This window comes from Mesorhizobium sp. M7A.F.Ca.MR.148.00.0.0, assembly GCF_003997735.1.
In the GTDB taxonomy this organism is placed as follows: Bacteria; Pseudomonadota; Alphaproteobacteria; order Rhizobiales; family Rhizobiaceae; genus Mesorhizobium.
In genome coordinates this window covers 96,389-121,602 of the sequence record NZ_RZTB01000005.1, presented here as the reverse complement: position 1 = coordinate 121,602, position 25,214 = coordinate 96,389, and the positions used below count along the sequence as shown (strand labels likewise).

Here is a 25,214-nt window from a genome sequence, read left to right as displayed (position 1 = left end):
TCACTATACGGGGAGAAGTCCCCGGCAGGGCGATGAGCGGCAGCGCCGGCTTCCACAATTGGTGGTCCCGCCACACGTTGAAACTGTCACCGGTCTGAAGCGATTGCCAAGCCGGCTTGCCCCCAGTCAGCTTGCCATGACGCGCCGCAGCCGCTATCGCCTGCGCATTGCACACCTGCCCAGGACAGACCATGACCCGACCGATCATCGTGTTCGACCTCGACGGTACGCTGATCGACACAGCGCCGGACCTGCTCGACAGCCTGAACCACAGCCTTGCCGCCAGCGAGATCGCGGCGGTCGACGAAGCCGGCTTCAGGCGTTTTGTCGGTCACGGCGGCCGGGTGATGATCGAGCGGGCGCACGCCGCCCATCAGCGATCGCTTGCCGTCGAGGAGCACGACCGGCTGCTGAAACTTTTCCTCGACCACTACACGCTCAACATCCCCGGCAAGTCGCGCCCCTACCCCGGTGTCGTCGAGGCGATCGCGCGCTTCGAGGAGGCCGGCTATATCCTCGCCATCTGCACCAACAAATACGAAGCCAACTCGCTGGCGCTGATCGAGGCGCTCGGCCTGAGCAAACATTTCGCGGCCATCGCCGGCCAGGACACGTTCGCCTTCCGCAAGCCCGACCCGCGCCATCTGATCGAGACCATCAAGCTGGCCGGCGGCGACCCGCACCGCGCGCTGATGGTCGGCGATTCGCAGACCGACATCGACACGGCAAAAGCCGCCGGCATTCCCGTGGTGGCGGTCGATTTCGGCTACACCGACCGCCATGTGCGCGAATTCGAACCCTCGGCGGTGATTTCGCTTTTCGACGCCCTGACGCTCGATCTGGCGCAAAGGCTGATCGCCGCGGCTGGAAACTGACCGGAAGGCGGCCGGCGCCGCGTCGCAGACAGGGCTGTGAGGGCAGCAAATCTGATCCTTATCAGAACGCTGGACACCGCCTTGACTTCCCGCACCTGCCTCCCTTATATCGCGGCTCGCTTGGCCTTCGGGCAACGAGCGGGCGATTAGCTCAGCGGGAGAGCACACCCTTCACACGGGTGGGGTCGCAGGTTCAATCCCTGCATCGCCCACCAAAATCCTTACGGAAGTCGGCGATGTCTGGAGATGCACGAGCCGCGATCAGCGCTTCATCGCGTGCAGGATGGCCTGCATGTGCTCTTCCAGGTCGAGTTCACCCCGAGCCTCAGCGGTCAACAGGTAATCGGCCTTGGCCTGGCGGTCGCCTCGGCTGATCGCCGGATAGGAGCAGATGGCCAGCAAGGCTTCCTGTTCAATCCGGTCTGCCGTCTTGCGTTCGTGGCTGCTGCTGCCCGCTCGATGAACAACCCTGTGAAGCCCGGCATAGCTGGCTTCATGGGCTCCGATCAGCGCCCGCAATTCGGGTGAGGCCCCTTCCGCTTCGGCAAATTTCGGTTCAATGGCAGAGGCTACGGCGGTGAACGCAAGAAGTGTACGGCGGGTGATTTCGGGCATGCCTCATATCCCTGCTGTCTGATCATGCAGGCACACCATAGCACCGGCGCAACGGTTCGAAGAGATGCTCCGGCGCGCGACCACACTGTCTGCTGACAAAATGTATTCGCTTCATAGCCCGCCCGCCCAGCAGCCGGTGTGGCCTTAAGTCGCAATGACTGGCTTGCGAAAGCAGGGTTTCGGGGCTTCATTGACACCGCGACCAACACCATATGGTGACCCACAGCCCTCCAAAACGAGAGAAGCTCGCTTTGACGCGGTCGCACAGCGGCCGTCAGCCGGCAATGGCTATGAACCAGGAACCTGAAAAACCATGCCTGAAAATATCAGACCGATTTCGAAAGACGTCCCCCTCATTCAGCTAGGCGTCTATCAGTGCCGCTTCCCGGTGAGCGAAGACCGGTCAGTGCCCGGCGGTTATCGTTTTTGTGCCGGGCCAACTTCGGCGGATCGCGTCTATTGCGATCACCACCACAGCATCGTGACCGCCGTCGACCCTCGCCGAACCCGTTCAGGTCTCCACCCCGCTCAACGACGCGCCGCGTAAGTCAAACGGGCGGCGGCCCTCATTCGGGCAGCTGCAAACCGGTGGACTGAATCGGCACGCATTCCGGCTGCGGAACAAACCGGCACGCCAGCGAGTTTCTGTCCGACGAAACTTGAGGGAAAGCCATGTCCAGATTGCTTCTGGCGACCAGCGTCGCCGTTCTTCTCGCCGGCGGGGCAGCCTTGGCCGCGGACGACAAGCCGCTGCCGCCGCCAAATGCCAAGAAGCTGTCGGAGATCATCGCCAAGGTCGAGCAGCGCGACGGCTTTCGCTATGTGGACGAGGTCGACTGGGACAGCGGCGCCTACACCGTCACCTATTACACGGCGGACAAGGCGAAGGTTGAAATCACCTACGATCCTGTGACGGCGGAGCCGAAATAGGGTTCGTCGTATCAAATTAGCCAGCCCTTCCCGGCGCTGGCGCTGCCCCTCACCTGCCTGCCGGCATCCTCTCCCCGTATAGTGACGGGCAGAGGGACGCTGTCATCGATGGTTTCGCCAATCACCAGCCTTTGCAAGGCAAGGATGGCGCCGGCGTTGCGGCCAGCCCCCTTCTCCCCGTCACTATACGGGGAGAAGGGGCGTGGTCCGCGCAGCGGACGAAAAGCCAACTGCTTGGCTTTTCGAACAACGAACGCCCGGTAGGGCGATGAGGGGCGGCGCCGATCTCGGTGATTGATGGTTTCCGCCACAAGTCGGACTTGGCCGAAGCGATTGCCCTTGCCAACCGTCGCCTCCCCTTGCGTCTGTCCCGCTTTGATGGCTGACTGTCGCGCCAGAGCAGTTCAACGTTTCATGGAAACGGTGAACTACTCTAACTCTTTGTTTTGACGCAATTCCGGACGGAAAACCGTTCACACTTTTCCTGGAATTGCTCCAGGCGCCGCATTGGGGGATGGGGATGGCGACGGCAAAGCACGTGATGAAGCGCATATTGATGATGTTGGCCGGCTACTTCGTGTCGGTGCTGGTCGGCCTGATCGCCATCGCGGTGATCTATGGCGTGCTCAGTTCTTTGCCCAACGCGCCCAGCTATTTCGACGTCATGGGCGTTTCGCCGATCGCGGTGCTGCTGGTGCCGCCGCTCGGCATGTTCGTCTATTTCCTGACCATCGTGGTGACCGCGCTGCAGACGCTGATCTTCGCGCTGATCGCCGAGTTCTTCTCGCTGCGCAATGTCCTGCTGCACATGGTTTTCGGCGCCGGCGCCGCGGTCGGCGGCTTCGCCTTGATCTGGCCGAGCGCGCCGGAGGATATGGACCCGGAGCGTTGGGTCGACATCGGCATCATCGCGGCTGCCGGCCTTGTCGCCGGGTTGCTCTACTGGCTGATCGCCGGGCGCGACGCCGGCTTCCGGCGGCCACTGTTCGAGCGCTACTAGCTTGCAGACTCACAATCGCGGAGCCACGCCGATCGGCTCATGCGGAACCTTGAAACAGATTCCGCCGCAATATGAAGGCAGTAGAAAAACGACCTCAAATCGGTCGCTTCTTGCTGCGCCCGAGAGCAGGCATGGCTCGTCATCGTCATGGCGCTGCTGTTCCGAGCGCAGCGGCCAGTACGTCGGCGAGGCCGCGTCCGGCGCTGCCGTCCTCATCAAGGCGCGGATTGTAGATGGTGATCTCGAGGCCGACTGCCTTGCCGCTCGCCAAGGCAAGCCGGAGCGCGGCCGTTAACTCGTCCCACGACAACCCGCCTGGCACGCGAAAATCGACAGCCGGCATGATGACATCGTCGAGACAGTCGGCGTCGAGATGGATGAAGAAGCCGTCCAATTCCGCTCTCGTCAGGTGATCGACCGCTTCGCGTGCGGCGGCCTCGATGCCCGTCGCGCGCACAGTGGGAAGGTCAAGCACCTTGAGCTCCTCGGGGAGCGGCTGGCTTCCGTACTCCTCCTGATCCTTGTGATCGCGATACGCGAAGGCGACAGCGTCTTCAGGGCGGACCAGAGGACCGCGACCTTCGATGTCGGTCAGAAGCGAGGGACCGTAGCCGGTGACGAAGGCGAGGTCCATCGAGGCACCCTCACCATTGGGTTCCGCCTCTGGCTGGAAGAAATCGGCGTTGCCGTCAATGAAGAGCAAGCCGTAGCGGCCGCGCCGTCGAAACGCGAGCGCCGAGCCCAGCACGATCGTGCAATCCCCGCCCAGCACCACTGGAAACCCGCCTGCGTCAAGCACCGCTTCCACGGCGTCGGCGAGCTTGGGCGACCACTGCGCAATTGCCCTGGCGTTCAGGGTGCCTGTCTCGGAATCGGGCGTCGGGTCCTTCGCAGGCACAGCCAGCCGCCCGGCGCGGCGCGCCTGGATGCGCTCCGCAAGGCCAAGGTCCAGGAGCCGGCCAGGCAAGCGCTCCACACCGTCGGTCGCCAGGCCCAGCGTGGAGGGGGCTTCGAGAATCGCATAATGGCTCGACATAGGCGCCTCCGCTTCGAGCGCTCAACATCGTTCGTCCCTGCCGAAACAGGATCACAGTTGCGTTTTGAGCTTGTTCGATAACGGTAGCCGCCGCTCCTCGTTCCCTCTCGGCCGCCTTTCCGCTTTCGGTCATGCCGTATTTATGAGTTAACGGCCTACCGAAAGCCCTGGATCAACTCGAAGGCGAGCGAACCGCCTCCGTGGCGTCCAGAGCCTGCTTCAGGCGCGAGTCGCGGTCGTAGACGTCGCCGAAATATTCGACCTTGCCGGACAGATCAGGCCAGGCGGTGAAATAGGCGACATAGACCGGGATCGTGCGTGTCACATTCTCGGTCGAGTGGCCGTGCTTCAGCTTCTCGGCGATATAGTCCACGGAGGTGCCAAGCACCGCCGCCGCCATGCCGCGCGGGTCCTGCAGCCGCACGCAGCCATGGCTGAGCGCGCGCATATCTCGCTGGAAGAATGATTTCTGCGGCGTGTCGTGCATGTAGATCGCGTGCTTGTTGGGGAACAGGATCTTCAACTCGCCCAGCGCGTTGGCCTCGCTCGGCTGCTGGCGCACGCTGTAGGGGATGTTCGCGCCATAGGCGCCCCAGTTGACCGCCGACGAAGGAATGCGCTTGCCGCGCGAATCCGTCACCTCATAGCCGGACCGGTCGAGATAGCCCGGATCGCTGCGCAATCTCGGCAGCATCTCGTTGACGATGATCGATTGCGGCACGCCCCAATAGGGATGGAAATCGACCTGCTTGATCTGGTCGTAGAAGAAGGAGGTCTGGTTGGTGGTCCGGCCAACGACGACACGCGTCTTGAGCTTTTCCTCGCCATTGTCGATGTAGCTCGCGGTGAAGGCCGGCTGGTTGATGAAGACGCGCGGGCTGCCAAGATCGGAGGGCAGCCAGCGCAGTTCCTCCAGCGCCACTTCCACCTTCAGCAGCTTGTCGGCCTTGGATGTTCCGGCCAGCGTCGCGACGGTGCGCGGGCCGATGACGCCGTCGCCCTTCATGCCTGCCTTTTGCTGCACGGCCTTGATGACCGGGACCAGTTCCGGATCATAGACTTCGCTGGTGGCCAGCCTGGACAGGATCTCGCCATAGGCGCCGCCCATCTCGTCATCGAGATTGCGCGCGATCAAGGTCAGCAGCTTCGGCAGTTCGGGGCTGGTTTCGCCCGGCTTCAGCAACAGTTTGGGGTCGACGACGATTTCGTTTTCCGCACTGGCCTGCAGAGATTCGAGTTCGACGCGCAGCGCCTGGTATTCCGCATTCTGCGGATGCCGCGATTCGAGATAGGTGCGCACTTGCTGGGTATGCGCCAGCGTCCTCAGCACGCCTTGCAAGTCGAGCGGCTTGGCCGGGAAATCATAGTAGCCGGTCATGCGGTTGGGATCGACGCGGCCGTTCTGGGCGTCATGGGCATAGCGCAGCACACGCGCGGAAAGCGCCATCTCGAAACGGACGAGTTCTTTCAGTTGCGCATTGGCGTCAGTCGTCGATGCGCCGGCAGCGGGCACTTCGACCGTATAGTCGGCGGGCGTGAGACCATAGCTTGAAGCCTCGCCAAGCACCCGAACCGCATCCTGCGCACGGCTGTTGAGGCTGGTTCCGCTTATCCAGATGAAATCCGGATTGGCCGAGTAATACGCGATCAGCGCCTTGGCGATGTCGGGCTCGGCTAAGAGTTCGTAGTCACCCAAGCTGGCAACCGCTTCACGAAACGCGCCGCCCGTTGCCGACGGCACGAAAGCCGCATCCTGTGGCGTCGCCGGCTCTGGCGTCGGGGCCAGCGCCGAGAAGTCGACGCGAACCAGCCGGTCCGCCTTGTAGGTGTAATAGGATGGGCTGCTGATTCTCGCGCCGCCACCGCCACCGCTGGCCGGAGCCTTCGGCTTTGGCTTGTGCTTCGGTGGCGGGGGCGGAAACTCGCCTTTCGGCGCATGCTTTACGCCGCCGCCGAAAAGCATGTCGAACAGCCCCTGCGCGCCTGCCTGGGGTACACCGAAAGCCAGCGTTGCCGCGATCGCCACCAGCGGCATCACGGTTGCTTTGTTTCCGAGGAATTTCATGAATCACCCGCTCCGGCCGCAACCGGTTCCCGTTCCGCACGCTAGATCGTCCCGCTCACCGCATGGCGGATGTAAGGCGCGACTATACTGATTCATACCGATTTCGTTAAGCTTTCATAAATTTTGGAAAGCCTGTTGCAGAACGGTTTCACAAGATCGTGACGGCTGGAGCGGAGGGTTGTTCCGCCCCAGCCGGAAATCTCTCGGGATCAGGCGTTGGCGCCGCCATCGATGGTCAGGGCAGCGCCGGTGACGAAGCGGCCTTCAGGGCCTGCAAGCCAGGCGACCATACCGGCAATGTCATCGGCCTTGCCGAAACGCGGTGTTGCCATTTTCCGGCGCTGATGCTCGGCATGCGGGCCGTCGGCCGGGTTCATGTCGGTGTCGGTCGAACCGGGATGGACGACGTTGGCGGTGATGCCGCGCGGGCCGAGGTCGCGCGCCAGCGCCTTGGTCAGGCCGACCAGCGCCGCCTTGCTGGCCGAATAGGCCGTGAGGCTGCCGTCGGTCGCCCTCTCGGCAAGGTTGCTGCCGATCGAGATGATGCTGCCGCCCTCACCCATATGCACGGCCGCCGCCTTCGAGGCGATGAATGGAGCCCGGAGATTGACCTCCATAGTCTCGTCGAAATCTGCGAGCGACAGCGTGTCGATGGGGGCGGCCCGCCAGATGCCGGCGCTGTTGACCAGGATGTCGAGCCGGCCGAAGGCGGTCACTGCGTCATCGACGGCCTTGTCTATGGCCACCGCATCGCGATTGTCGGCCTTGATCGCGATGGCGCGGCCGCCCTTGGCCTCGATTTCGGCGACAACCGAGCGGGCCTGCTCCTCGCCATGCACATAAGTCAGCGCGACACTGGCGCCGTCGGCCGCGAGCCGTCGCGCAATCGCCGCACCGATGCCGCGACTGCCGCCGGTGACGAGCGCGGCCTTGCCGCCCAGTTGGTTGGATGACATCGATTTCTCCTTTTGTAACGATCGATACATAAATATCTGTCAGCCTTGCCCGTCGGCGTCAACTTAATTATGTATCGATCAACACAGAAAAGGGCATCATGTCGGAACGAGGCCGCCCCCGCACTTTCGATCGAACCGCAGCCCTGCGCCGAGCGATGGAGGTGTTCTGGGCCCGTGGTTACGAAGGCGCATCGATGAGCGAGCTGACCGCCGCCATGGGCATCAACTCGCCCAGCCTCTACGCTGCCTTCGGCAGCAAGGAGGCGCTGTTCCTGGAGGCGACGGATTTTTACTCGCACACCGAGGGTGCCGACATCTGGCTGGCGCTGGAGGAAGCTCCGACCGCGCGGCAGGCGATCGAACAATTCCTGAGCCTGACGGCGAAGGCCTATGCGCAGAGCGATCGCCCGCAGGGCTGCCTGATCACGCTCGGCGCGCTGCATCAGGATTCGAGCCGCGGCGCCATCTGCGACGATCTGCGCCGCCGTCGCGCCGAAAACCACACTGCCCTGCAGAAGCGTCTGGAGCGCGGCGTTGCCGAAGGCGAATTGCCGGCGGATTTCGATGCGAGCGCCGCCGCGACCTTCTTCGCCACGGTCCAGCACGGCATGTCGATCCAGGCGCGCGACGGCGCCTCACACGATGCCCTGCTGGCGACGGTTGCCGGAGCCATGGCAGCCTGGAAGACGCTGGCCGGCGGCAGCGCGGCGTGACAAACGCCGGCTGGTGTGCTCGAAATTCTGACTTGCCAGCAATGCTAGGGCCGGCAAGGCCGGGAGGGATGAGAGCGTGAAAAAGGGTTATCGCGAGCTGCTGGACGAGGCGAACGCCGTGATCGAGGTGGTTTCGCCGGAGGAAGCGGCCGGACTGCTCGACGATGAAGACACCATCTTCGTCGATCTGCGCGATCCCCGCGAAGTGGAACGCGACGGCCGGATTCCGGGCGCCAAACATGTCACGCGCGGCATGCTGGAATTCTGGATCGACCCCGAAAGCCCTTACCACAAGCCGTTCTTCGCCTCGGGCAAGAGCTTCGTGTTCTTCTGCGCCGGCGGCTGGCGCTCGGCGCTGGCCACAAAGACGGCGCAGGACATGGGGCTTTCGCCGGTCAAGCACATCCTTGGCGGCTATACCGCCTGGAAGGCCGCCGGACTGCCGGTCGAACCCGGTGAGAAGAAGAAATAATCTCGACCGCCGCTCAGTGCAGCAGCAATGGCTCGCGATTCGCCACGAAGCCGACCGCGCGTTCGACCACGCCCTTGTCGGCGAGAATACGGCGGTGGCCGAGCCCGTCAGCCCAGTAGAGCCGCACATGGCCGCCGGCGCCGGCATAGCGCCTAGCATGATCGGCCGAGACTTCGCGGTCGTCCTGCGCATGGATGACCAGGGTCGGCACCGGCGCCTGGGCAAGTTGGCGGTCGCCGGTGAATTCGTGCAGCGGCCGGCCGGAAAGATGCTCGACCCGGTCCGCCATGGCGGCTTGCGAGCGCGGGCCGACATTGAGCATGCGGCTGAAGTCGGCAAAGATCGCCGGCAGGGAACTTGGCGCCGCGATCAGCACCAGGCGTCCGGCTGCCAGCGGCGGGATGTTCTTGACCGAACCGGCGATGGCGTTGGCGGCGACGGCGCCGCCGAAGGAATGGCCGACCGCTGCCACGAAGGGGCCGAACCATTCGCCGGCAACCCGCACCGCATCCACCGCATTGACCATGTTCAAGCGCCGGCCCTGCGACTGGCCGTGGCCGGGCAGGTCAAGCGAAACGACCCGGTGGCCGGCGGCGCGATAACCTTCGATCAAGGCGCGCATATATTCAGTGCGCGAGCGCCAGCCATGGACGACGAGCACCGTGCCGGCGGCCGCCCTGCCCGGCTCCGGGCGGAACTCGTGCACCATGACGCAGCCGGTCGCGGTCTTCAGCCGGTGATGACGCGCCTCGGTCATGAACCCGGCCGCACGGTCGACAGCACGGCGCTCGCCATCGCTGAGCGCCTTGACATTCGGGGTGCGGCAGAACAATTCGAACGCCGCGCGTCCGCTAAGCCGCGGCGCGACACGCTCTGCCGCACCGAACACGCTCCGGATGACCTTCAGCCCGAATGATGCCATAGTGAAAATCCATCCATACGTTCAAGCATGAACATAATAGTTCAAAGATGAACAATAAACAAGAGCTGCCTTGGGATAACCCGCGTTTCCGCAACTGGGTCGCGGTGGCGCGCGCCTGCCATGTGCTGGAGCGCACGCTGGCGGTGAAGCTTGCGCCGCTCGATTTGAAACCGGCGCAGCTCGACGTGCTGATGAACCTCTATCGCCACCCCGGCATGTCGCAGCACGATCTTGCCCGCAAGCTGCTCGTCGGCCGTTCCAACATCACCATGCTTTTGCCGCAGCTGGAAGCGCGTGGCCTGCTGCGCCGCGAAGGCGACGAGAAGGACAAGCGCATCCTGCGGCTTGCCCTCACCGAGGCTGGCGAGGCGCTGTTGATGCAGGCGCTGAAAGTGCACATGGCGCTGATCGAGAAGGCGATGAGCCAGTCGACGCCGGAGCAATGCGACATGATCGGCGAGCAGATGCGCAAGATCTATGATGTGCTGAAAGAGGCGTGACGGCCCCGCTACCACATCGTCTTCTTCGCCCGTTCCGGCCATTCCTTGTCGTAGGTTTCGCCGTCGATGTTCCTGCGGCTGGTGATCTCCAGGATCTGTCCGGGGGTCGGCAGCAACTTCGGGTCGACATGCCTTGCTGCGTTCCAGAGCTCGGAGCGGACGATGGCCCGGGCGCATTGGAAATAGACCGAATCGATGTCGATGACGGTCACCGATCGCGCCGCCTTGCCATCCACCGTGAATGATGCGCACAGCGCTGTATCCGTCGTGATATGAGCGCGGCCATTGACACGCAGCGTCGTGCCGGAGCCCGGCACCAGGAACAGCAGGCCGACGCGTGGGTCGCGGATGATGTTTTTCAGCGAATCGGCGCGGTTGTTGCCGCGACGGTCCGGCATCATCAGGGTTTTCGGATCATGGATGCGCACAAAGCCGGCGAGATCGCCGCGCGGCGAGCAATCAAGCCCCTCCGGCCCGCTGGTCGCCAGCGCGACAAAGGGCGAGGCTTCGATAAAGGCGGCATATTCGGGAATGATTTGGTCGAGTTCCTTGACCAGCGAGGCCCCGCCTGGAACCCCATAGAGCGCCTCGAGCTGCTCGACCGTGGTGATGACGGACATGTTTTCGCCTCCGGACCTTTGCCGGCGCTACGCCATCTCGATGACGTTTTGACGACAGCGAGGGGAATCAATCTAGCGGTCCCGGCTCAGGCCCTTTTCCGCAAGCTCCGCGAGATAGGCCTCCCAGCGCGCATCCTTCTCGTGGCCGAGCGTATGCAGGTAATTCCAGGTGAAGATGCCGGTGTCGTGGAAATCGTCGAAGGTGATGCGCACGGCGTAGTTGCCGACCGGCTCTATCTTGAGGATTGCCACATTGCGCTTGCCGGGGACCGTCACCCGCTGATCCGGCGAATGGCCCTGCACCTCGGCCGATGGCGAGGCGACGCGCAGCAGTTCCGCCGGCAGTTCGAACGGCCGATGGTCGGGAAAGGTGACGGACAGAAGTTTGCGGTCCTTGGAGACCCTGAGCTCTTTCGGTGCGGTCATGCTGTTCGATCCCGTCTCATCCGCCCTTCCCTACGCCGCTTCGCCAAACGGGAAAAGGCCTGATGAGACCGACCGACATGCGATGTCGGCTGAGAGATGTTACCAAAGATCGAGAGGCGCTATCTTGAATGGCAGGCCGGATCGTATCACATAGCGGTATATAACGAAGCCGTTCACGGCCACGGGAAGCGCTTGAAGCATGGACATGATTGATCCTTTCGGCCGCACGATCAGCTATCTACGCGTGTCGGTCACCGACCGCTGCGATTTCCGCTGCACCTATTGCATGGCCGAGGACATGGCCTTTCTGCCGAAGAAGGACCTGCTGTCGCTGGAGGAACTCGACCGGCTGTGCACGGTTTTCATCGAAAAGGGCGTCAGGCGCTTGCGCCTCACCGGTGGTGAGCCGCTGGTGCGCAAGAACATCATGCATCTCGTGCGCCAGCTCTCGCGGCACCTCGACAGCGGCGCGCTGGAAGAGCTGACGCTGACCACCAACGGCTCGCAGCTGTCGCGCTTTGCCGCCGAACTCGCCGATTGCGGCGTCAAGCGCATCAACGTGTCGCTCGATACGCTCGATGCCGACAAGTTCCACAAGATCACCCGCTGGGGCCATCTCGACAAGGTCATGCAAGGCATCGATGCCGCGCAGGCGGCGGGGCTGAAGGTCAAGCTCAACGCGGTGGCATTGAAGGATTTCAACGACGCCGAGCTGCCCGAGATGATGCGCTGGGCGCATGGCCGCGGCATGGACTTGACGGTCATCGAAACCATGCCGATGGGCGAGATCGATGCCGACCGCACCGACCAGTATCTGCCGCTGTCGCTGCTGCGCGCGTCGCTGGAACGCCAGTTCACGCTGACCGACATTCCCTTCAAGACCGGCGGCCCGGCCCGCTATGTCCAGGTCGCCGAGACTGGCGGACGGCTCGGCTTCATCACGCCGATGACGCATAATTTCTGCGAAAGCTGCAACCGCGTCCGGCTGACCTGCACCGGCACCCTCTATATGTGCCTGGGCCAGGAAGATGCCGCCGACCTGCGCGCGCCCTTGCGCGCCTCCGAAGGCAACGAGCTGGTCGCCGATGCAATAGACGAAGCCATCGGCCGCAAGCCCAAGGGCCACGACTTCATCATCGACCGCCGCACCAGCCGCCCATCGGTGTCACGCCATATGAGCGTCACCGGCGGCTGATCTTTTCGTGAAATTCATGCAAGATCGCTTCGGATCATGACTCGAGGCGAGCATGCGGCCGCACTCTTCATTCCTGGCGATTGCGACAATGGCAGCAAGCAGTGCGGTCGCCGCGCCGTTCACTTATGTGAACGAGCGCTTCGGCACCGTCTGCACCTTTCCCGACGAGATCTTCACCGATCGCCAGCCGGAGCCCGATAATGGCGACGGACAGCAATGGCTGAGCGCCGATGGCGCCAGCCTGATCTGCTCCGGCATCCTCAACATAGACAACGATACGCCGAAGGGCTTTGTGGCGGCCGAGAAGGCCAGCGATGAAGCCGGCTACAAGGTGACCTATGGCAAGGCCGGCAGCGATTGGGCGGTGCTGTCGGGCGTTAAGGATGGAAATATCTTTTACGAGCGACGTCTGTTTGGGAGAGATGGCATCATCCGCACGGTCTGGGTCGACTACCCTCCGGCCCTGAAGTCGAAATACGACCCGCTGGTCGGCGCCATCGCCGGCAAGTCTCAAGGGGTCGTGAAAGTTTCGGACCACACCCCAGAAAAAGTCTTGTTCGCGAACCACAGCCGGATTTACGGCCAGTCTGTTCCAACCTACCCTTTCCCTGGAAGCGGATCTTCGCTCACAGGGGGAATACACCATGCGCAAACTCGTTCTTTCTCTAGCCTTGCTTGGTCTCGCGGCCATGCCCGCAGCGGCGCAGTCGATCGGCGGCACCTATACCGTCGCCGGCACCAACTTCGACGGCTCGGCCTATGGCGGCGAGGCCACCATCACGCTGACCAGCGGGACGACCTGCGCGATCCATTGGGAAACCGGTGGCTCATCTTCCGACGGCATCTGCATGCGCAACGATGATGCCTTCTCGGCCGGCTATGTCATGGGCAAGGATATCGGCCTCGTCGTCTACAAGATGACGGACGACGGCTCGCTGCATGGTCTGTGGACCATCGCCGGCAAGGAAGGCAATGGCACCGAGGTGCTGACGCCGAAGAAGTAAGTCTGCCGCCATTGCAGGTGGTCTTCTGAGCCACAAACAAGGCTGTGGCCCAGCCCTTTGCTGTTGCTGTTTCATACCCGGCTGTTACAGGCTTGCTGCCTAAAACGCGTCGCGTTTGAATGGATTCAGGCGACGCGCTTTAGGTCTTTGTTTCTTATGCGTGTCGTTTCCCAAAAATCGAGGTCCACTTTTGGGCGACATGCATTAGCAGAACCGGTAGCCGTCTTGCCCCTGTCACCAAATATTCGCGGCGCGTTGTTCATGATGGTGGCGATGGCCGGCTTCTGCCTCAACGATGCCATCACCAAATACTCGTCACAATCGATGAACATGGCGCAGGTCATGTTGATCCGTGGGGCTTTCGCTTCGCTTTTCGTCGGCTTGCTCGCCTGGCAGCGCGGCGCTCTCGCCCGCCCGGGCTCGATGCTGCAGCCTCTGGTCGCCTTGCGCGTGATCAGCGAGGCCGGCGCAACGGTGAGTTTCCTCGTCGCCCTCGCCCATTTGCCGATCGCCGATGTTTCGGCGGTGCTGCAGGCGCTGCCACTGGCGGTGACGATGGGGGCCGCACTCGTCTTTGGCGAGGCTGTCGGCTGGCGGCGCTGGCTGGCCATCGCCATCGGATTTGCCGGTGTGCTGATTATCGTGCGACCCGGCTTTGAAGGGTTCAGCATCTACTCGCTGGCGGCGCTGGCCAGCGTCGCCTGTTGTGCGGTGCGCGATCTCGCCACCAAGCAGATTCCCAAGGCCATTCCGACATTGCTGGTGTCGACGGCGACCGCGCTTGCCATGACAATCGTCGGTGCGGCGCTGTTGCCGGCAATGGGCGGCTGGACGCCGATGACGGGGGACAGCACAGCCCTGCTGGCTCTGGCCGCGGTGCTGGTGGTGATCGGCTACCAGTTCATCATCATGGCGATGCGGGCGGGCGACATCTCCTTCATCGCGCCGTTCCGCTATACGGCCCTGATCTGGTCGATCCTGCTTGGCCTGTTCATCTTTGCCGATATCCCCGATCCGCCGATGATCGTCGGCGCAACCATCATCATCGGCTCCGGCCTTTATGCGCTCTACCGCGAGCGTGTGGTCGGCCGGCGAAAGATCGTCGCCGAAAGCACGGGGCCGACAATGGTGCCTGACGGAATCTAGCCAGATCATTGAAGGTTCTTGTGATTTCCGACGGCTGGCGTACAGGCTTCGTGGCATGAAGCGAGACATTGCGGGGATCATCCTGGCCGGTGGCCAGTCGAGACGGATGGGCGGTGGCGACAAGAGCCTGTTGCCGCTTGGCGATGGCTGCCTGCTTGACCAGGTCGTGTCGCGCTTCACCCCGCAAATAGAATCGCCGGCGCTCAGCGCCAATGGCGCCCCTGCGCGATTCCTGCGCTTTGGACTGCCGGTGCTTGCCGACAGCGTGCCCGGCTTTGCCGGGCCGCTCGCCGGAATCCTGACCGGCCTCGAATGGGCCGCGGCCAATACGTCTTGCAAAGCGATCGTCAGTGCTGCCGGCGACACGCCTTTCTTGCCGTTGAACCTTGTCGAGCGTCTGGCAGCGGCCGCCGATCGAAGTCCCAGTTCGATTGCCGTAGCCTGCTCGGCCGGCAAGCGGCACCCGACCTTCGCGCTCTGGCCGCTCGGCTGCCGCGATGCCTTGCGGCACTTTCTGGTCGACGAGGATATCAGGCGGGCTTCGGCTTTCATCGACCGGCACGGTTTTGTCGAGGTGGAATTCCCGGTTCTGCAATCGGCGGGGATCGACCCTTTCTTCAACATCAACGAACCGGACGATCTTGTGTCTGCCGAGCGTCTGTTGCAGAGCATCAAGCCATGAACAGACGCGTCTTCGGCATCACCGGCTGGAAGAATTCCGGCAAGACGACTTTGACCGAAAGGCTGGTCACCGAACTTGTCCGGCGCGGCTGGAAGGTGTCGACGGTGAAACACGCCCATCATGATTTCGACATCGACAAACCGGGTGCCGACAGTTTTCGCCACCGGCAGGCCGGCGCCACCGAAGTCGCGATCGTCTCCGGCGTTCGCTGGGCACTGATGCACGAGCTGCGCGGCGAGGACGAGCCGACATTGGAGACTGTCCTGTCGCGGCTTGCCCCTTGCGACCTGGTGCTGGTCGAGGGCTACAAGCGCGAAGCCCACGACAAGATCGAAACCCGCCGGCTGGATGCGAAGGACCGCACGCCGCTTTCGGCGGAGGATCCCAACATCGTCGCTGTCGCCGCCGATTTTGCGATTGAAGGCGAGCAGCTGCCGGTATTCGATCTCGACGATGCAAAATCGATAGCCGACTTCATCGAGCGCACCACCGGGCTCGTTGCTTGAGCGCTGACGCAACGGCAGAATAGCCTTGCCCATTTTTACGGTTTTGCAGTTGCTTTTTTCTTGGAAAGAGTGGGAGTATCGCGCCAGCGGGCGGTCAAAAGCACCGCCCCACAGAGCCGTTCGGAACGACGGCCGGGACCATAAAGAGAGGACCATCATGCGTATTTCACTGCGTATCGCGCTTGCCGCATCGGCCGCGCTGCTGACGCTCGGCGTCGCCCAGGCCCAGGAAAAGACCCTGAGGATCGGCACCGAAGGCGCCTACCCACCCTTCAACAACCTTACCGCCGATGGCCAGCTCGTAGGCTTCGACATCGACATCGCCAAGGCGCTTTGTGATGAGATGAAGGTCAAGTGCACCTTCGTCGCCCAGGATTGGGACGGCATCATTCCCGCCCTTCAGGCCGGCAAGTTCGACGCCATCGTCGCCTCGATGTCGATCACGCCGGAGCGGATGGAAAAGGTCGATTTCTCGCACAAATACTACAACACGCCGTCGGCGCTCGCCGTGCCGAAGGACAGCACGCTGAAAGGCGTGACCAAGGAAGACCTCGCCGGCAAGACCATCGGCGTCGCCACCACCACGACGCATTTCAACTATGCCTCGAAGACCTACACCGACAGCACCGTGAAGGGCTATCCGAGCAGCCCCGAGGAGCAGGCAGATCTTGCCAATGGTCGTCTCGACGCCATCGAGGACGATATCGTCGTGCTGCAGCAGTTTCTGGATTCGCCTGATGGCGCCTGCTGCAAGATCCTCGGCCAGCCGTCGCCGCAGCCGGTCGAGATCTTCGGGCCTGGCGCCGGCATTGCCGTGCGCAAGGGCGAAACCGACCTGGTCAACAAGCTCAACTCGGCCATCGATGCCATTCGCGCCAATGGAAAATACAAGGAAATCAACGACAAGTACTTCAAGTTCGACGTCTACGGCGCCGAGTCCTGATAAGGTCAAGACGGCGGGGAATTTCCCCGCCGTCCTTCTATTCATCTCAGGAATGCCGTGGAGATAAGACCGGTCGATGCCAGCCCAGAGCATATGGACACTTCTCAGTTGGGGACCCGAAGGCTGGCTTGACGATATTGCCTATGGCGCACTGATCACCATTGCGCTTGCGCTTGCCACGCTGCCGATCGGATTGACGATCGGCTTTTTCATTGCCCTCGCCAAGCAGTCCGAAGAACCATCGCTGCGCCTTGCCGCCAACATCTACACCACGGTCTTTCGCGGCCTGCCGGAACTGGTGACGCTTTTCCTGTTCTTCTTCGGCATGCCGATCCTGCTGCAGCATCTCGTCAGGTATTTCCGGCCGGACACCACCATCGACGTCAACAGCTTCGTCGCCGGCATGATCGTGCTTGCGCTGATCTTCTCGTCCTATGCCAGCGAGGTTTTTCTTTCCGCCTTCCGCGCCATTCCCAAAGGCCAGTATGAAGGCGGCTATGCCATTGGTCTTTCGAACTGGCTGACCATGCGCAAGGTGATCGTGCCGCAGCTGCTGCGCATCGCGTTCCCCGGCCTGGAAAACTGTTGGCTCAGCCTGCTCAAGGACACGTCGCTGGTGTCGGTCGTCGGCCTGGCCGAGACGCTGCGCAACGCTAGCATTGCCGCCCGCGTCACCAAGCATGCTTTCCTGTTCTTCGGTGTCGCCTCGCTGGTCTTTCTTGGCCTGGCCGTCCTGTCGTCCTTCGCCACCAGCGCGATCCTGCGCTCGCTTGGCCGGCGGGAGGCGCAGCGATGAGCGCCGCGGCCACCATGGTCGAACGGCCCCCGCCCCGGGCGCGCGGCTGGCCACGCAGGCGTATTGCCGGTTATGCGCTGGTCTGCCTGTGGATTTTGTTCGGCATTGGCATCGTCAGCTATCTGGTTCTTGCCTGGAACCCTGAGTTCTTCGCCAAATATGCGCCCGCCTATTTGAGCGGGCTTGGGGTTACGCTCGCGCTGGTTTCCATATCGATGGTGCTCGGCGCGATTCTGTCGGTGCCCGTCGCTTATGGGCGCATGTCCAAGAACCGGATTCTGTCCGGCCTCGCCTATTGCTACGTCTATTTCTTCCGCGGCACGCCGCTGCTGGTCCAGACCTATCTGGTCTACTACGGATTGGGCTCGTTCCGCGTCGAACTCCAGTCGGTCGGGCTTTGGGATTTTTTCAAGGACGCGTTCAATTGCGGCGTCTTTGCCTTTGCGCTCAACACCGCCGCCTATCAGGCCGAGATTCTGCGCGGCGCCATCGAGAGCGTGCCAAGAGGGCAATGGGAAGGGGCGGCATCGCTTGGCCTGCACAAACTGCAAACCTTGCGCAAGATCATCCTGCCGCAAGCCTTGATCGTCGCCTTGCGGCCCTATGGCAACGAACTGATCCTGATGGTCAAGGCTTCCGCCATCGTCGCCATCATCACGGTCTATGATCTGATGGGCAATGCCAAGCTCGCCTTCGCCAACTCGTTCGACATCCAGGCCTATATCTGGGTCGCGCTCGTCTATCTGGTGATGGTCGAGATATTGCGTCATGGCGTCGAATGGATCGAGCGCCGGATCACCGTTCACCTGAAACGCTGACTATTTTCAAATTCAGCTGCACCAGTCGATCCTGCCCTGCGCATCTTGACGAATTGCGCGCAGAGCCTAGACGTCTCGCAGCAAATTCCGTTTCTGAAGGGCAAGCTCATGGCATCTGTTGCATTTCTCGGTCTTGGCGTGATGGGCTATCCGATGGCCGGGCACTTGAAGAACAAGGGCGGCCATGACGTGACCGTCTACAACCGCACCAAGGCCAAGGCCGAGCAATGGGTTGGCCAGCATGGCGGTAGCCTTGCGGCGACGCCAGCACAGGCCGCCGAAGGCAAGGATTTTGTCTTCTCCTGTGTCGGCAATGACGACGATTTGCGTTCGGTGACGACCGGTCCGGAAGGCGCCTTCAAATCGATGAAGAAGGGTTCGGTCTTCATCGACAACACCACGGCCTCGGCCGAGGTCGCTCGCGAGCTGGCGGCGGCGGCGCAAGTCGGTGGTTTTTCGTTTCTCGACGCGCCTGTCTCGGGCGGCCAGGCCGGCGCCGAGAACGGCGTGCTGACCGTCATGGTCGGCGGCGAGCAGGACGCTTTCGACAAAGCGAAGCCTGTCATCGACGCCTTTGCCCGCATGGTCGGCTTGATGGGATCGGCCGGTGCCGGCCAACTCACCAAGATGATCAACCAGATCACCATAGCCGGGCTCGTCCAGGGCCTGGCCGAAGGCATCCATTTCGGCAAGAAGGCCGGGCTCGACATCGAGAAGGTGATAGAGGTGATTTCCAAGGGTGCCGCCGGCTCCTGGCAGATGGAGAACCGCCACAAGACGATGAACGCCGGCAAATATGATTTCGGCTTCGCCGTCGACTGGATGCGCAAGGATCTCGGCATCTGCCTGGCCGAGGCCGACCGCAATGGCGCCAGACTGCCGGTCACCGCACTCGTCGACCAGTTCTACAAGGATGTGCAGGCGATGGGCGGCAAGCGCTGGGACACGTCCTCGCTGCTCGCCCGTCTCGAGAAATAGGTTTCCGCGGTGCCAGAGCTCTCGCCTCAATCCAGTGCTGCAGAAATCGTCGCCCATCTGCGCGCTATCGGATCGGAGGAGAACCGCCTCGGCATGTTGCGCTACGGCATCAAGATCGACCGTGCACTTGGTATCACGCACGGCATGCAGCGGCAGATCGCCAGGAAGATCAAACGCAACCACGAGCGCGCCTTCGAGCTATGGGACACCGGCATCATGGAGGCGCAGTTCATCGCCTCCGTCACGGCTGACCCGAAACGGTTTTCTGCTGAAGATGCAAGACGATGGGCGGCTAGTTTCGACTCCTGGGACATCGTCGACGGCGTCTCGGATCTCTTTGTCGATACGGACGCCTGGAAAGAACTGATCGCCGAGTTTGCGGCCGATGAGCGGGAGTTCGTTCGGCGCACGGCCTTCGCCATGATGGCCTGGTCGGTCGTCCACCGGAAGAAGGAGCCAGGGGCGACCTTCCTCTCCTTCCTGCCGATCATCGAAACGCATGCGAACGACAGCCGCAATTTCGTGAAGAAGGCCGTGAACTGGGCGCTTCGGTCGATCGGCAAACGATCGATGGACATGCACGGTGTTGCCCTGGCTGCCGCCGAACGGCTGGCGCAGTCGGCCGACAGGACGGCGCGCTGGATCGGCAAGGACGCGGTAAGGGAGCTGTCCAATGCCAAGACGCTGGCGCGGATCGCCGCAAGGAAAGGCGGCGCGGAAACCCGCTTTCCGGCATGTCTGGATCTCGCCGACATGTGATGCGGCTGCCGACATGTGATGCGGCGGGAGCGTTGACGTCGCTGACGGCGGCGTCTTTACTTGAGCTTCAAAGGGACGCGGCCAATGAGCAATCGTCTGAAATCAACCATAATGCTCGCAACTGCGTTGTTTGTGTCCGCTGCCGCCGATGCCGCGGCCGAGACCGCGCACATATTCTGGAAGGATCTGCGTCCGGCAACGCAATCCGCCGCCGAAAACGTCGGGCTGCCGATGATCGCGGCAAAATTGCCCGACCATGGCGAGACGCTGTCCGTCAATCTTCAGGACAAAAGCATTCAGCTAGCCGGCTACGCATTGCCGGTCGATCGCGACGGCGATCTCGTCTATCAGTTCCTGCTGGTGCCGTGGACGGGTGCGTGCAGCCACATGCCGACGCCCCCGCCCAACCAGATTGTCTTGGTCACGCCGGCCCATCCCTACAAAATGTCCGAGGCGTATCAGCCTGTCGCGGTCACCGGCGCGCTGAAGCCGGACATGGAGAAGAGCCAGCTGTTCATCCTCGACGGCGTCAGCGTCATCCAGTCTGGCTACAGCGTCCGCAAGGCAGATGTGGTCGCTGTCGGCAGCGTGCCGGACACCGTCACGCTGCCGGTGAATTCGCCCTGGAGTTTCCTCAACAAAAAGAAGAACTAAGCAGGATAACCTGCTGCAGCTCAGGCAGCGTTGGCACCCGATTCCTTGTCCAGCACCATGTAGTCGAGCGGGATTTCGGTCGTGTACTTGATCTGCTCCATGGCGAAGGAAGACGACACGTCACGGATTTCGATCTTGGCGATCAGACGCTTGTAGAAGGCGTCGTAGGCGGCGATGTCGGGCACCACGACGCGCAGGAGATAATCGACGTCACCGCTCATGCGGTAGAACTCGACCACCTCGGGAAACTCCTGGATGACTTCCGAGAAACGCCGCAGCCATTCATGGCTGTGCGAATTGGTGCGGATCGACACGAAGACGGTGACGCGCACATTGACCTTTTCATGGTCGAGAATGGCAACGCGCCGCTTGATGACGCCCTCCTCCTCGAGCTTCTGGATGCGCCGCCAGCAAGGCGTCGTCGACAGCCCGACTTTCTTGGCGACGTCGGCGACCGCGAGTGTCGCGTCCTCCTGCAAAAGGCGGAGGATTTTTCTATCGAGGCGGTCCATATTTTGCTCCCCAGGGGAATAGATTGGCTATACTCCCCCTTATTCCGACCTTTCACAAGAAAGAAATTCTGCCAATTGATGGAAAGGCGAGTGATTTCTTGCTGAAAGATCATCTGAGGCGATAGCGGATTTCCGAACGCAGAAAAGGCAGCAAATCCATTTCAAACCATGGATTCTTCTTCAGCCAGCCGGTGTTGCGCCACGAGGGATGCGGCAGCGGCAACACTTTCGGACCGACGGAATTCTCCCAGATGGAGCGCCAATCCATGACCGTTTCCGTCAGGGAGGGCCGGCGCGCCGCACCCATATGCCAGGACTGCGCATAGATGCCGATTGTCAGCACCAGATCGATCCGCGGCATCGAGGCCATCAGGGGTGCGCGCCAGGCCGCCGCGCATTCGCGCCTCGGCGGCAGGTCTCCCCCCTTGGCATCCTGGCCGGGAAAGCAGAAACCCATCGGGACGATGGCGAACTTTTCGATGTCGTAGAATTCGTCGCTCGTCACACCAAGCCAACTGCGCAAGCGATCGCCGGAGGCGTCGGTGAACGGCATGCCCGACAGATGCACCTTGGTCCCCGGCGCCTGGCTGGCGATCAGGATACGGGCGCTGGACGATGGGCGCAGCACAGGTCGTGGCTCATGCGGCAACGGCTTGCCGGCCGGATTTTCCACGCAGATGCGACAGGCGCGGACCTTGGCGACGAGGTTTTCGAGTTCGGCAGTCATTCTCAGGCTGATGCGCTCGGCCGGCTGGAGACGGCCTGATGCCAGCGCAAAACATTCGAGCAGTCATCCGGCACCTTGATGCGTGCCGGCTTCATGAAGTCCACAGCGATCAGGCCGGTGATGTCGGCGATCGAATAGCTGTCGCCGGCGATGAACTCCCGGCTGCCCAGTTCGCCGTCCAGCAGCCTGAGGAACGCCACGGCCTTCGGCTTGTTGGCCTCGCCCCATTCGGGGACCTGCGGGATTTCCCATTCCTTCATCGCCGGATGGGTGTGCCGGAAGGCCTGCGTGACGCAGCTGAGCAAATTGAATTCCATCCGTCGCTGCCACATCTCGACCTGCGCCTTGCCGAGTGCGCCACGCCCGAACAGGGCCGGTTCGGGATGCAGTTCCTCGAAATAGCGGCAGATGGCGACGGATTCGGTGATGACGGTGCCATCGTCGAGTTCCAGCACCGGCAGGCGCTGCAAGGGATTGCGCGAGCTGACCGCCTGTTGCCTGTGTTCCAGCGCCCCCATGTCGATGGGCACCTGTGGAACTTCGATGCCTTTCTCGGCCAGGAAAACGCGGACCCGCCTTGGGTTGGGCGCCCGGCCACCGTCGAAGAGTTTCATTCCATCCTCCTGTTCGTTCTCGGTTCGGCTTTCAGGACGCGCATCACCAGAAGCGAAAAATCTCGCGCACGGCATCGCCGATCGACGCCAGTGTGCCGTGCTTCTTCTCGACGACTTCGCCGTGATGGCTGTCTCGCCAATCCTGCGGCTGATCGAACGTTCCCGCCCAGATGCCGGCCTTTCCCGCCTGGGCGACGGCCTCCTCGCTCTCGAAGTCGCCATAGGCAACCGCCCAGCCCGCCTTGACCTGCGCGCGGTTGAGATCCTTGCCGCCAGCGGTGCAGTCGCCGAGCAGCCGGCCATAACGATCACGCTGCCAGCCGGTACAGGAGACGGGCTTGCCGGCGATCAGGCGAACCAGCGACTGGCGCGCAAGCGTGCCGCAGGAATAGTCCGTGCCGTTCTTGCGGCAGGTCTGCGTATATTCCGGAGCATCGATGCCGCGCATGCGGATACGCTCAGTGCCAAGCGTGATCGAATCGCCGTCGTTGATGATTGCCAGGCCCTGTGTCTTGCGTGTCTCCACCCGGTCGAGGCGGGCCGCCAGCAGGATCAGCAGTCCGAGGATGATGACGGCAAGCCCGTAATCCACCAGCCGGCGCCACAGGCTTCTGGGGCGCGCAACGTATCTCCGGCGCGGTCTTGGCGACCATGAGCGGCTCATATGGCAAACGGTTGGTTAATCATTCGAACGTAGCTTAACACTTGGAAACCGCTGCTCGCATAAATTGAAGTTTTGATGCCCTTGCAACGCTCGAACACAGCGGACAAGTTCATTGTGGACCGCAGGAAACCTCATCGCAACAGCGATGTGGCGCGCGCGGTGCGCAAGACGCGTGACCGTCTTTCGCAGCAGGCCGGCAATCCCGATTTCGATCGTGAACTGCTGAAGCTCCATGCCCGCGCGATGACCAGCGGCGCCATCGCCATCCCGCTTCTTGTTCTGGCGATCGCGGCGGCCGGCCGGCTGGCCGGAATCGGCAACGAGATCGGGCTCTGGGCGCTGTTCACCCTGACCTGCTACACTATCGTTGCCTTCATGGCGCGGCGCATCGAGCGCACCGAAGCTTCCGAGCTCAACCCTTCGCAAGCAGGACGGGAATTCCTGATCGGCCATTTCCTGTGCGGTCTCGGCTGGGCATGGTTCGTGTGGCTTGGCTGCAGCGTCTGCGAGGTCGATCCGTTCCACATCCTCAAAGCCGTGGTGCTGTTGTTCGCCATGGCGGCGACCGCGGTGATGACCTCGTCTCTGCGCGGGGCGCTGTTGGCGACCTTTGCCGTTCCCGTGGCGCTCTACGCTTATGCCGGCGCCAAGCTATGGATGCCGGTCGAGGCGATCATGGCCGCGCTGCTGGTCGTTTCGCTGCCGTTCTTCGCCTATGTGGCCCGTCATCTCAACCACTCGTCCCTGATGATGTTGTCGTTCCGCTCCGAAAAGGATGCGCTGATCGCTGAACTGGAGACGGCGAAATCGATGTCGGACGAGGCGCGGCGGCGGGCCGAAGACGCCAATCTGGCGAAATCGCGGTTCCTCGCTTCGATGAGCCACGAATTGCGCACGCCGCTCAACGCCATTCTCGGTTTTTCCGAGGTGATGTCGAACGAGGTGCTGGGGCCGATGAGCAATCCCACCTATCGCGACTATGCCCATGACGTGCACGAATCTGGCCAGCATCTGCTCGACCTGATCAACGAGATCCTCGACCTGTCGCGCATCGAGGCCGGCCGCTACCAGCTCAATGAAGAACCGGTGATGCTGCTTGGTATCGTCGAGGACTGCTGTCACATAATGGAGTTGAGAGCGCGCAACAAGGATATCCGGGTCGTCCAGGATTTCGAGCACGAGCTACCGCGCCTTTTCGCTGATGAGCGTGCGGTGCGACAGATCACGCTCAACCTTCTGTCGAATGCGATAAAATTCACCGCTACCGGCGGTGAAATCCGTGTCCGCGTTGGTTGGACGGCGGGCGGCGGACAATACATCTCGATCAAGGACAACGGTCCGGGCATACCGGAAGACGAGATCCCGATCGTGCTTTCCGCCTTCGGCCAAGGCTCCATTGCCATCAAGAGCGCCGAGCAAGGCACCGGGCTTGGCCTGCCGATCGTGCAAGGGCTGCTCGCCATGCATGGCGGCGAGTTCGAACTTCATTCCAAGCTGCGCGAAGGGACCGAGGCGATCGCCATCTTCCCGCTCAGCCGGGTGATGGAGGAACTGCCAGCACTGCCGACCGCGGCGGTGGCGGCTCGACGGCGGTAATCCGGCAAGACTCTAGCCACGTACCGCAGCTGCCATGCCCGAACTGGTCAGCGCGGCGGCCTTGACCAGCCCCGCAGCAAGGGCGGCCCCTGCCCCTTCGCCATGGCTGATGCCCAAATCGAGCAACGGGCGCAGCCCTAGCCGTTGGGCGGCGCGTGCATGCGCGGGTTCCGGCGACAGGCTGGCCAGCACGCAATGATCGAGCGCGGTGGGATTGACGCCATGCAATACCGCTGCGGCTGCCGTCGCGGCCAATCCGTCGAGCAGCACCGGGATCTTCTGCATGCGCGCGGCAAGGATGGCGCCGGCGATCGCCGCGAATTCACGGCCACCGACCCGGCGCAGCGCCTCGAGCGGGTCGCCGAGATGGCCGCCATGAAAAGCCAGCGCCGCATCGACCACGTCGGCTTTGCGTGCCTGCATCGCCGCATCGGCGCCCGACCCCGGGCCGACCCAATCGACGCCCCTGCCCCCGAAAAGTGCCGCAAAC

General features: G+C 62.5%; 31 protein-coding genes and 1 tRNA gene. 19 read left to right on the top strand and 13 right to left on the bottom strand.

Features of this window, described 5'->3' with window-relative positions; genetic code table 11:
• Positions 1-191 precede the first annotated feature (191 nt).
• Positions 192-875: a phosphoglycolate phosphatase gene (locus EOB49_RS03635; protein ID WP_127380166.1), complete on the top strand. Its 684-nt coding sequence runs from the start codon at positions 192-194 to the stop codon at positions 873-875.
• A gap of 140 nt (positions 876-1,015) precedes the next feature.
• Positions 1,016-1,090, top strand: a tRNA-Val gene (locus EOB49_RS03630).
• A gap of 46 nt (positions 1,091-1,136) precedes the next feature.
• Here the strand turns inward: EOB49_RS03630 and EOB49_RS03625 are convergent.
• Positions 1,137-1,490, bottom strand: coding sequence for a hypothetical protein (locus EOB49_RS03625; RefSeq protein ID WP_127380165.1), 354 nt, complete (start codon positions 1,488-1,490; stop codon positions 1,137-1,139).
• Between the two features lie 672 nt (positions 1,491-2,162).
• On the opposite strand from EOB49_RS03625, the gene EOB49_RS03615 reads away from it, so the two are divergent.
• Positions 2,163-2,420, top strand: a complete 258-nt coding sequence (locus EOB49_RS03615; RefSeq protein ID WP_127269438.1) for a PepSY domain-containing protein — start codon at positions 2,163-2,165, stop codon at positions 2,418-2,420.
• A gap of 514 nt (positions 2,421-2,934) precedes the next feature.
• Entirely contained in the window at positions 2,935-3,420 is a 486-nt protein-coding gene (locus tag EOB49_RS03610; RefSeq protein ID WP_164749075.1) for a hypothetical protein, read from the top strand.
• A gap of 145 nt (positions 3,421-3,565) precedes the next feature.
• Here EOB49_RS03610 and EOB49_RS03605 read toward each other — a convergent pair whose 3' ends face one another.
• The 3 genes from EOB49_RS03605 to EOB49_RS03595 form a co-directional block, all read right to left on the bottom strand.
• Positions 3,566-4,456: an arginase family protein gene (locus EOB49_RS03605; protein WP_127380164.1), complete on the bottom strand. Its 891-nt coding sequence runs from the start codon at positions 4,454-4,456 to the stop codon at positions 3,566-3,568.
• 172 nt (positions 4,457-4,628) lie between these two features.
• Positions 4,629-6,521, bottom strand: coding sequence for a murein L,D-transpeptidase (locus EOB49_RS03600; RefSeq protein WP_127380163.1), 1,893 nt, complete (start codon positions 6,519-6,521; stop codon positions 4,629-4,631).
• A 209-nt stretch (positions 6,522-6,730) separates the two neighbouring features.
• On the bottom strand, positions 6,731-7,477 hold the full coding sequence (locus EOB49_RS03595) for a 3-oxoacyl-ACP reductase family protein (protein ID WP_127380162.1): 747 nt from the start codon (positions 7,475-7,477) through the stop codon (positions 6,731-6,733).
• Positions 7,478-7,575: 98 nt separating this feature from the next.
• Here EOB49_RS03595 and EOB49_RS03590 point away from each other — a divergent pair, with 98 nt between their 5' ends.
• Together EOB49_RS03590 and EOB49_RS03585 are read left to right on the top strand one after the other, a co-directional pair.
• A complete protein-coding gene (locus EOB49_RS03590) occupies positions 7,576-8,190 on the top strand; it encodes a TetR/AcrR family transcriptional regulator (protein ID WP_127380161.1) in 615 nt (204 codons plus the stop codon).
• 76 nt (positions 8,191-8,266) lie between these two features.
• A complete protein-coding gene (locus EOB49_RS03585; RefSeq protein ID WP_013531694.1) occupies positions 8,267-8,662 on the top strand; it encodes a rhodanese-like domain-containing protein in 396 nt (131 codons plus the stop codon).
• Positions 8,663-8,675: 13 nt separating this feature from the next.
• Here the strand turns inward: EOB49_RS03585 and EOB49_RS03580 are convergent, their stop codons facing one another.
• Complete coding sequence (locus EOB49_RS03580; RefSeq protein WP_127322532.1) at positions 8,676-9,584, bottom strand: alpha/beta hydrolase; 909 nt, start codon at positions 9,582-9,584, stop codon at positions 8,676-8,678.
• A gap of 47 nt (positions 9,585-9,631) precedes the next feature.
• Between EOB49_RS03580 and EOB49_RS03575 the strand changes: the two genes are divergently transcribed.
• Positions 9,632-10,084 carry a MarR family transcriptional regulator gene (locus tag EOB49_RS03575; protein ID WP_023813960.1) on the top strand — a complete coding sequence of 151 codons (453 nt, stop codon included), beginning with the start codon at positions 9,632-9,634 and terminating at the stop codon, positions 10,082-10,084.
• A gap of 8 nt (positions 10,085-10,092) precedes the next feature.
• Here the strand turns inward: EOB49_RS03575 and EOB49_RS03570 are convergent, their stop codons facing one another.
• Positions 10,093-10,704 carry a pyridoxamine 5'-phosphate oxidase family protein gene (locus tag EOB49_RS03570; RefSeq protein ID WP_127380160.1) on the bottom strand — a complete coding sequence of 204 codons (612 nt, stop codon included), beginning with the start codon at positions 10,702-10,704 and terminating at the stop codon, positions 10,093-10,095.
• A gap of 72 nt (positions 10,705-10,776) precedes the next feature.
• Positions 10,777-11,130 (bottom strand): DUF971 domain-containing protein, encoded by a 354-nt coding sequence (locus tag EOB49_RS03565; RefSeq protein ID WP_023813958.1) that lies wholly within the window; start codon positions 11,128-11,130, stop codon positions 10,777-10,779.
• A gap of 199 nt (positions 11,131-11,329) precedes the next feature.
• On the opposite strand from EOB49_RS03565, the gene moaA reads away from it, so the two are divergent.
• On the top strand, positions 11,330-12,325 hold the full coding sequence (moaA, locus tag EOB49_RS03560) for a GTP 3',8-cyclase MoaA (RefSeq protein WP_027036609.1): 996 nt from the start codon (positions 11,330-11,332) through the stop codon (positions 12,323-12,325).
• Positions 12,326-12,392: 67 nt separating this feature from the next.
• Here the strand turns inward: moaA and EOB49_RS38765 are convergent, their stop codons facing one another.
• Entirely contained in the window at positions 12,393-12,971 is a 579-nt protein-coding gene (locus tag EOB49_RS38765; protein ID WP_348630269.1) for a hypothetical protein, read from the bottom strand.
• On the opposite strand from EOB49_RS38765, the gene EOB49_RS38760 reads away from it, so the two are divergent.
• From EOB49_RS38760 to EOB49_RS03505, 10 genes are all read left to right on the top strand, one after another.
• On the top strand, positions 12,970-13,329 hold the full coding sequence (locus EOB49_RS38760) for a hypothetical protein (RefSeq protein WP_127380159.1): 360 nt from the start codon (positions 12,970-12,972) through the stop codon (positions 13,327-13,329). The genes EOB49_RS38765 and EOB49_RS38760 overlap by 2 nt on opposite strands.
• A 225-nt stretch (positions 13,330-13,554) precedes the next feature.
• On the top strand, positions 13,555-14,475 hold the full coding sequence (locus EOB49_RS03545) for a DMT family transporter (RefSeq protein WP_127380158.1): 921 nt from the start codon (positions 13,555-13,557) through the stop codon (positions 14,473-14,475).
• Positions 14,476-14,530: 55 nt separating this feature from the next.
• Positions 14,531-15,157, top strand: coding sequence for a molybdenum cofactor guanylyltransferase MobA (gene mobA / locus EOB49_RS03540; RefSeq protein ID WP_127380157.1), 627 nt, complete (start codon positions 14,531-14,533; stop codon positions 15,155-15,157).
• Positions 15,154-15,663 carry a molybdopterin-guanine dinucleotide biosynthesis protein B gene (gene mobB / locus EOB49_RS03535; RefSeq protein ID WP_127269775.1) on the top strand — a complete coding sequence of 170 codons (510 nt, stop codon included), beginning with the start codon at positions 15,154-15,156 and terminating at the stop codon, positions 15,661-15,663. Before mobA ends, mobB begins: the two co-directional genes overlap by 4 nt.
• 157 nt (positions 15,664-15,820) lie before the next feature.
• Positions 15,821-16,606 (top strand): ABC transporter substrate-binding protein, encoded by a 786-nt coding sequence (locus EOB49_RS03530; RefSeq protein ID WP_027036615.1) that lies wholly within the window; start codon positions 15,821-15,823, stop codon positions 16,604-16,606.
• A 76-nt stretch (positions 16,607-16,682) separates the two neighbouring features.
• Positions 16,683-17,402, top strand: coding sequence for an ABC transporter permease (locus EOB49_RS03525; RefSeq protein WP_127297297.1), 720 nt, complete (start codon positions 16,683-16,685; stop codon positions 17,400-17,402).
• The gene (locus EOB49_RS03520; protein WP_127322082.1) at positions 17,399-18,220 is read left to right on the top strand and encodes an ABC transporter permease; all 822 of its coding nucleotides are present in this window, start codon (positions 17,399-17,401) and stop codon (positions 18,218-18,220) included. Before EOB49_RS03525 ends, EOB49_RS03520 begins: the two co-directional genes overlap by 4 nt.
• A 108-nt stretch (positions 18,221-18,328) precedes the next feature.
• Positions 18,329-19,198, top strand: coding sequence for an NAD(P)-dependent oxidoreductase (locus EOB49_RS03515; RefSeq protein ID WP_127322083.1), 870 nt, complete (start codon positions 18,329-18,331; stop codon positions 19,196-19,198).
• Positions 19,199-19,207: 9 nt separating this feature from the next.
• Positions 19,208-19,957 (top strand): DNA alkylation repair protein, encoded by a 750-nt coding sequence (locus EOB49_RS03510; protein WP_127380156.1) that lies wholly within the window; start codon positions 19,208-19,210, stop codon positions 19,955-19,957.
• An 84-nt stretch (positions 19,958-20,041) separates the two neighbouring features.
• Positions 20,042-20,611 carry a DUF3299 domain-containing protein gene (locus EOB49_RS03505; RefSeq protein ID WP_127380155.1) on the top strand — a complete coding sequence of 190 codons (570 nt, stop codon included), beginning with the start codon at positions 20,042-20,044 and terminating at the stop codon, positions 20,609-20,611.
• Positions 20,612-20,631: 20 nt separating this feature from the next.
• On the opposite strand, the gene EOB49_RS03500 is transcribed toward EOB49_RS03505, so the two are convergent.
• From EOB49_RS03500 to EOB49_RS03485, 4 genes are all read right to left on the bottom strand, one after another.
• The gene (locus EOB49_RS03500) at positions 20,632-21,123 is read right to left on the bottom strand and encodes an Lrp/AsnC family transcriptional regulator (protein WP_006205209.1); all 492 of its coding nucleotides are present in this window, start codon (positions 21,121-21,123) and stop codon (positions 20,632-20,634) included.
• Positions 21,124-21,232: 109 nt separating this feature from the next.
• Complete coding sequence (locus EOB49_RS03495) at positions 21,233-21,913, bottom strand: uracil-DNA glycosylase family protein (RefSeq protein ID WP_127322354.1); 681 nt, start codon at positions 21,911-21,913, stop codon at positions 21,233-21,235.
• Positions 21,853-22,464 carry a glutathione S-transferase gene (locus tag EOB49_RS03490; protein ID WP_127327398.1) on the bottom strand — a complete coding sequence of 204 codons (612 nt, stop codon included), beginning with the start codon at positions 22,462-22,464 and terminating at the stop codon, positions 21,853-21,855. Before EOB49_RS03490 ends, EOB49_RS03495 begins: the two co-directional genes overlap by 61 nt.
• Before the next feature lie 43 nt (positions 22,465-22,507).
• Complete coding sequence (locus EOB49_RS03485) at positions 22,508-23,128, bottom strand: thermonuclease family protein (RefSeq protein ID WP_127380154.1); 621 nt, start codon at positions 23,126-23,128, stop codon at positions 22,508-22,510.
• 75 nt (positions 23,129-23,203) lie between these two features.
• Between EOB49_RS03485 and EOB49_RS03480 the strand changes: the two genes are divergently transcribed.
• Positions 23,204-24,724, top strand: coding sequence for a HAMP domain-containing sensor histidine kinase (locus tag EOB49_RS03480; RefSeq protein WP_127380153.1), 1,521 nt, complete (start codon positions 23,204-23,206; stop codon positions 24,722-24,724).
• A gap of 12 nt (positions 24,725-24,736) precedes the next feature.
• Here EOB49_RS03480 and EOB49_RS37315 read toward each other — a convergent pair.
• On the bottom strand, positions 24,737-25,214 hold a 478-nt coding region (locus EOB49_RS37315), incomplete at its 5' end, for a nicotinate-nucleotide--dimethylbenzimidazole phosphoribosyltransferase (RefSeq protein WP_245472444.1).

What these genes read in the sequence shown, in the direction of transcription:
- EOB49_RS03635 (WP_127380166.1), top strand. Translation starts at nt 192, where the DNA reads ATGACCCGACCGATCATCGTGTTCGACCTCGACGGTACGCTGATCGAC.
- EOB49_RS03625 (WP_127380165.1), bottom strand. Translation starts at nt 1,490, where the DNA reads ATGCCCGAAATCACCCGCCGTACACTTCTTGCGTTCACCGCCGTAGCC.
- EOB49_RS03615 (WP_127269438.1), top strand. Translation starts at nt 2,163, where the DNA reads ATGTCCAGATTGCTTCTGGCGACCAGCGTCGCCGTTCTTCTCGCCGGC.
- EOB49_RS03610 (WP_164749075.1), top strand. Translation starts at nt 2,935, where the DNA reads ATGGGGATGGCGACGGCAAAGCACGTGATGAAGCGCATATTGATGATG.
- EOB49_RS03605 (WP_127380164.1), bottom strand. Translation starts at nt 4,456, where the DNA reads ATGTCGAGCCATTATGCGATTCTCGAAGCCCCCTCCACGCTGGGCCTG.
- EOB49_RS03600 (WP_127380163.1), bottom strand. Translation starts at nt 6,521, where the DNA reads ATGAAATTCCTCGGAAACAAAGCAACCGTGATGCCGCTGGTGGCGATC.
- EOB49_RS03595 (WP_127380162.1), bottom strand. Translation starts at nt 7,477, where the DNA reads ATGTCATCCAACCAACTGGGCGGCAAGGCCGCGCTCGTCACCGGCGGC.
- EOB49_RS03590 (WP_127380161.1), top strand. Translation starts at nt 7,576, where the DNA reads ATGTCGGAACGAGGCCGCCCCCGCACTTTCGATCGAACCGCAGCCCTG.
- EOB49_RS03580 (WP_127322532.1), bottom strand. Translation starts at nt 9,584, where the DNA reads ATGGCATCATTCGGGCTGAAGGTCATCCGGAGCGTGTTCGGTGCGGCA.
- EOB49_RS03575 (WP_023813960.1), top strand. Translation starts at nt 9,632, where the DNA reads ATGAACAATAAACAAGAGCTGCCTTGGGATAACCCGCGTTTCCGCAAC.
- EOB49_RS03570 (WP_127380160.1), bottom strand. Translation starts at nt 10,704, where the DNA reads ATGTCCGTCATCACCACGGTCGAGCAGCTCGAGGCGCTCTATGGGGTT.
- EOB49_RS03565 (WP_023813958.1), bottom strand. Translation starts at nt 11,130, where the DNA reads ATGACCGCACCGAAAGAGCTCAGGGTCTCCAAGGACCGCAAACTTCTG.
- moaA (WP_027036609.1), top strand. Translation starts at nt 11,330, where the DNA reads ATGGACATGATTGATCCTTTCGGCCGCACGATCAGCTATCTACGCGTG.
- EOB49_RS38760 (WP_127380159.1), top strand. Translation starts at nt 12,970, where the DNA reads ATGCGCAAACTCGTTCTTTCTCTAGCCTTGCTTGGTCTCGCGGCCATG.
- EOB49_RS38765 (WP_348630269.1), bottom strand. Translation starts at nt 12,971, where the DNA reads ATGGTGTATTCCCCCTGTGAGCGAAGATCCGCTTCCAGGGAAAGGGTA.
- mobA (WP_127380157.1), top strand. Translation starts at nt 14,531, where the DNA reads ATGAAGCGAGACATTGCGGGGATCATCCTGGCCGGTGGCCAGTCGAGA.
- mobB (WP_127269775.1), top strand. Translation starts at nt 15,154, where the DNA reads ATGAACAGACGCGTCTTCGGCATCACCGGCTGGAAGAATTCCGGCAAG.
- EOB49_RS03530 (WP_027036615.1), top strand. Translation starts at nt 15,821, where the DNA reads ATGCGTATTTCACTGCGTATCGCGCTTGCCGCATCGGCCGCGCTGCTG.
- EOB49_RS03525 (WP_127297297.1), top strand. Translation starts at nt 16,683, where the DNA reads ATGCCAGCCCAGAGCATATGGACACTTCTCAGTTGGGGACCCGAAGGC.
- EOB49_RS03520 (WP_127322082.1), top strand. Translation starts at nt 17,399, where the DNA reads ATGAGCGCCGCGGCCACCATGGTCGAACGGCCCCCGCCCCGGGCGCGC.
- EOB49_RS03515 (WP_127322083.1), top strand. Translation starts at nt 18,329, where the DNA reads ATGGCATCTGTTGCATTTCTCGGTCTTGGCGTGATGGGCTATCCGATG.
- EOB49_RS03505 (WP_127380155.1), top strand. Translation starts at nt 20,042, where the DNA reads ATGAGCAATCGTCTGAAATCAACCATAATGCTCGCAACTGCGTTGTTT.
- EOB49_RS03500 (WP_006205209.1), bottom strand. Translation starts at nt 21,123, where the DNA reads ATGGACCGCCTCGATAGAAAAATCCTCCGCCTTTTGCAGGAGGACGCG.
- EOB49_RS03490 (WP_127327398.1), bottom strand. Translation starts at nt 22,464, where the DNA reads ATGAAACTCTTCGACGGTGGCCGGGCGCCCAACCCAAGGCGGGTCCGC.
- EOB49_RS03485 (WP_127380154.1), bottom strand. Translation starts at nt 23,128, where the DNA reads ATGAGCCGCTCATGGTCGCCAAGACCGCGCCGGAGATACGTTGCGCGC.
- EOB49_RS03480 (WP_127380153.1), top strand. Translation starts at nt 23,204, where the DNA reads ATGCCCTTGCAACGCTCGAACACAGCGGACAAGTTCATTGTGGACCGC.